The sequence below is a fragment of the Streptomyces phytophilus genome (assembly GCF_013870535.1).
GTDB lineage: Bacteria > Actinomycetota > Actinomycetes > Streptomycetales > Streptomycetaceae > Streptomyces > Streptomyces phytophilus.
Map to the genome: position 1 here is coordinate 1 of NZ_JACBXC010000440.1, position 4,540 is coordinate 4,540.

Below are 4,540 nucleotides of genomic sequence, written 5' to 3' on the forward strand. Positions count from 1 at the left end.
GTCCGGGTCGTGCTGGCGGAACATCAGGTCGCGTAGCGGCTGGTCGAGGTGGGGGTCGAGCGCGGCGCATGCCTCGTCCAGCGCGGCGGCGAAGACGGGGTACGTCTGGTAGAGCTGGCGGCCCATGCCGGCGCGTTGGGCGCCCTGGCCGGAGAACAACACCGCCAACTTGCCCTTCGTGCGCCCGCCGCGGACGATGCCCGGATCTTTCGTGGTGCCGTCGGCCAGGAGCCCGAGGCGTTGCCGCAGCGATTCCGTGTCGTCGCCGATCACGACGGCGCGACGGTCGAACGAGGCGCGCGTGGTGGCGAGGGAGTGGGCGATGTCGTGCGGGTCGAGTCCTGGGCGGGAGCCGAGGTGGGCGTCGAGGCGGGCGGCCAAGTCCCGTAGCGCCTCGTCGGACTTGGCGGACAGGACCCACGTGATCGGTCCCCGGTGGGGCGCGGTCGGGGTGTCCGCCTCCCGGTCCGCCGCCTCGGGTGCTTCTTCGAGAATGAGGTGTGCGTTGGTGCCGCTGACGCCGAAGGAGGACACGCCTGCCCGGCGCGGTCGGTCGCCGCGCGGCCAGGGGCGGGACTCGGTGAGCAGCTCGACCGCGCCTTCGGTCCAGTCGACCTTCGTCGTCGGCTTGTCCGCGTGCAGCGTCTTCGGCAGCTCCTCGTGCGCCAGCGCCTGAATCAGTTTGATGATGCCGGCGACTCCGGCGGCGGCCTGGGCGTGGCCGATGTTGGACTTCAGGGACCCCAGCCACAGCGGTTGTTCGTTGTCGGGTCGCTGCTGCCCGTACGTGGCCAGGAGTGCCTGGGCTTCGATGGGGTCGCCGAGGGTGGTGCCGGTGCCGTGGGCTTCGACGGCGTCGACGTCGGCGGGGGCGAGTCCGGCGTTGGCGAGTGCGGCACGGATGACCCGCTGCTGGGAGGGGCCGTTGGGTGCGGTGAGGCCGTTGGACGCGCCGTCCTGGTTGACCGCGGAGCCGCGCACCAGCGCCAGCACCCGGTGGCCGCGCCGCTGCGCCTCCGAGAGCCGTTCCAGCAGCAGGACTCCGACGCCCTCGGACCAGGCCGTGCCGTCCGCGCCCTCGCCGAACGCCTTGATCCGGCCGTCGGGCGCCAGCCCCCGCTGCCGGGAGAAGTCGATGTACGCGCCGGGCGTCGCCATCACCGTCACACCCCCGGCCAGTGCCATCGAGCACTCGCCCGCGCGCAGTGCCTGTGCCGCCAGGTGGACGGTGACGAGCGAGGACGAGCAGGCGGTGTCGACCGTCACGGCGGGGCCGCTGAGGTCGTAGAGGTAGGAGACCCGGCCGGCGAGCACGCTGCCGGAGGTGCCGAGGCCGAGGAAGCTGTCGATGCCGTCGGGCCAGTCCATCCCGGTGGCGTAGTCGTGGTACATCTGCCCCGCGAACACGCCCGTGTCGGTGCCCCGCGCCGAGCGGGGGTCGATGCCCGCCTGTTCGTAGGCCTCCCAGACGAGTTCGAGGAGGAGGCGCTGCTGCGGGTCCGTGCCGAGGGCCTCGCGGTCGGAGAAGCCGAAGAACGCCGCGTCGAACGCGCCCGCATCGTGGAGAAAACCGCCTTCGCGGACGTACGACGTGCCGGAGTGGCCGCTGTCCCGGTCGAACAGCGCCTCCAGGTTCCAGCCGCGGTTCTCGGGGAAGGGGCCGACGGCGTCGACGCCGTCGGCGACGAGCCGCCACAGGTCGGCGGGCGAGGTCACGCCGCCCGGCAGCCGGCAGGACATGCCCACGATCGCGATGGGCTCGGTGGCCGCCGCCTTGATGCGCGCGTTCTCCTGCCGCAGTCTCTCGTTCTCGGTGACCGAGGCCCGTAGCGCTTCGATCAGCTTCTCGTCGGAAACAGTCATCGCCTTCTCTCCCGTGGTCAGTGGCTCGTCCCGCCGAGGGCGCGTGCCACGAGGTCCTCGACGGCCATCTCGGCGATGCGTTCGCCGGAGCCGTCTCCGGCGGGGTGCGGGTCCGGGTGGGGCTTCTCCTCCGGCCGGACGGCCTCGGGGAACAGCTCCCCCTCGATGCGCTCGGCCAGCGCGGCCGGGGTCGGGTGGTCGAAGACGAGGGTGGCCGGGAGGCGGATGCCGGTCCGCGCGGTCAGGTGGTTGCGCAGCTCCACCGCGGTGAGCGAGTCGAAACCGAGGTCCTTGAACGCTTGTTCCGCCTCCACGGTCCCGGCGTCGGCGAGCCCCAGCACCGCCGCCGCCTGTTCGCTGACCAGCTCGATGAGTACCTGCGCGCGCTCGCCGGCGGAGAGGGGGCCGAGCCGGCGCGCGAGCGAGCCGCCGTCGTGGCCGCTGCGGCGGACGGCGCGCCGGGAGGGACCGACGAGCCGACTCAGGAGGGGCGGTACGGCACCGGCCGCCTGCTTGCTGCGGAGCGCGGGGAGGTCGAACCTGATCGGGACGAGGGCGGGCCGCCCCGACCGGAGCGCGGCGTCGAGCAGGGCCATGCCCTCGTCGGGGGAGATCGGGCGCATGCCGCTGCCGGCCATCCTGGCGAGGTCGGTGTCCGAGAGGGAGTCCTGCATCCCGCCCGCTTCACCCCACAGTCCCCAGGCGAGGGAGGTGGCGGGGAGTCCTTGGGCGTGGCGGTGGTGGGCGAGGGCGTCGAGGTAGGTGTTGGCGGCTGCGTAGTTGGCCTGGCCGGGGTTGCCGAGGGTGCCTGCGGCGGAGGAGTAGAGGAGGAAGAAGGCGAGGTTGTGGTGGCGGGTGTGGTGGTGGAGGTGCCAGGCGGCGTCTGCTTTGGGGCGTAGGACGGTGTGGAGGCGTTCGGGGGTGAGGGAGTCGATGACGGCGTCGTCGAGGGTTCCTGCGGTGTGGATGATCCCGGTGAGGGGGTGGTTGTCGGGGATGGAGGCCAGGAGTGCGGCGACGGCGGTGGAGTCGGTCACGTCGCAGGCTTCGATGCGTACCTGTGCGCCGAGGTCGGTGAGTTCGGTGGCGAGGTCGTCGGCGCCTTCGGCGTCGGGTCCGCGGCGGCTGACCAGCAGCAGGTGGCGGGCGTCGTGGTGGGAGACGAGGTGGCGGGCCGTGAGGCGGGCAAGTGTGCCCGTACCGCCGGTGATCAGAACGGTGCCCTCGGGGTCGAAGGCCGGTGGCGTGGCCCGGGCCTCGGGCGGCGCGGGTGCGGGATTGGAAGCGTGCGTGAGGCGGGGGACGGTGGGGGTGTTGTCGCGGATGGCGATCTGAGGTTCGCCGGTGGCGAGCGCGGACGTCAGGAGGGTGTGCAGGCCGCGATCGGTGGTGGGGCGCCGGTCGACGTCGACGAGGGTGATGCGGTCCGGGTGCTCGTTCTGCGCGGTGTGCACCAGGCCCCAGACGGCGGCCTGGACCGGGTCGGCGGGGTGGCCGCCGGCGGGGGTCGCGCCGTGGGCGAGCACGACCAGGTGGCACTGCTCGAACTCGGGCTCGCTCAACCAGACCTGGAGGAACGTCAGCGTCCGTTCGGCCAGCGCGTGGACCCGCTCGGGACCGGGCTCACCGGAGGACTCCGGGAGATCGGCCACGACGACATCCGGCACGGCGGTCCCGGAACGCAGCTCTTCCGCGAGCGCGCGGAGGTCCGCGGTGTCGGCGCCGACGGTGACGGAGTTGCGCGCACGGGGGGCATTGCCGGTACTCGGCATCGGCTGCACCGGGACCCAGTCGACGACGAAAAGGGACTCCTGCCCGCGGGTGGCCGCCGCGCCGAAGGAATCCGGCGTGAAGGGCCGGGTCACGAGGGCGTCGATGCTCGCCACGGGCGCGCCCTCGGGGTCGGTGAGCTCCAGGGCCACCTTGTCGGGGCCGGTGGACACGGCCCGGACCCGCAGGGCCCGGGCGGCGGAGGCATGGACGGTCACGCCATGCCACGCGAAGGGGAGTCGGGTCACCTCGTCGTCGTCTTCGCCGAGGAGTCCGCGGGTGGTCTGGAGGGCGGCGTCGAGGAGTGCGGGGTGCAGGGCGTAGCCGTCGGGTTCTACGTCGTCGGGGAGGGCGACTACCGCGTAGATCGTGTCGTCGTGGGTCCAAAGATGCTGCACGCCTTGGAAGGCGGGGCCGTAGTCGAGGCCGGTGGCGGGTTGGCGGTTGTAGAAGTCGGTGAGGTCGACGGCTTGGGCGCCGGGGGGTGGCCAGGCGGTGTCGGCGTGCGCGGGGGATGGGGGAGTGGTGGCGGGGGTGAGGGTGCCGGTGGCGTGGCGGGTCCAGGGGGCGGTGGAGTCGGTGTACGCGGTGGAGTGGATGGAGACGGGCCGTGTGCCTTCTTCGTCGGCGGGCCCGACGGTGATGTGGATGCGGATGGTGTGGTGGTGGTCGGTGAGGGTGAGGGGGGTTTCGATGATGAGTTCGTTGAGGGTGGGTGTGTGGGTTTCGTCGCCTGTGCGGATGGCGAGTTCGGCGAGTGCGGTGGCGGGGAGGACGGTGGTGCCGTTGATGGTGTGGTCGGTGAGCCAGGGGTGGGTGCGGAGGGAGAGGAGTCCGGTGGCGAGGGTGCCGTTGGAGTCGGGGAGTTGGGTGATCGCGGCGAGGATCGGGTGCTCGCCGTCCGCCA

The 4,540-nt window shown here is 72.6% G+C and carries 2 protein-coding genes; both read right to left on the reverse strand.

All coding sequences use genetic code 11. The annotated features are described in order from the left end of the window. Positions 1–1,884, reverse strand: a 1,884-nt coding sequence (locus H5J30_RS18715) for a type I polyketide synthase (RefSeq protein ID WP_445194946.1), incomplete at its 3' end; no start/stop codon positions are given. Further along, on the reverse strand, positions 1,881–4,540 hold a 2,660-nt coding region (locus H5J30_RS18720; protein WP_181788565.1), incomplete at its 5' end, for a type I polyketide synthase. The genes H5J30_RS18720 and H5J30_RS18715, both read right to left, overlap by 4 nt.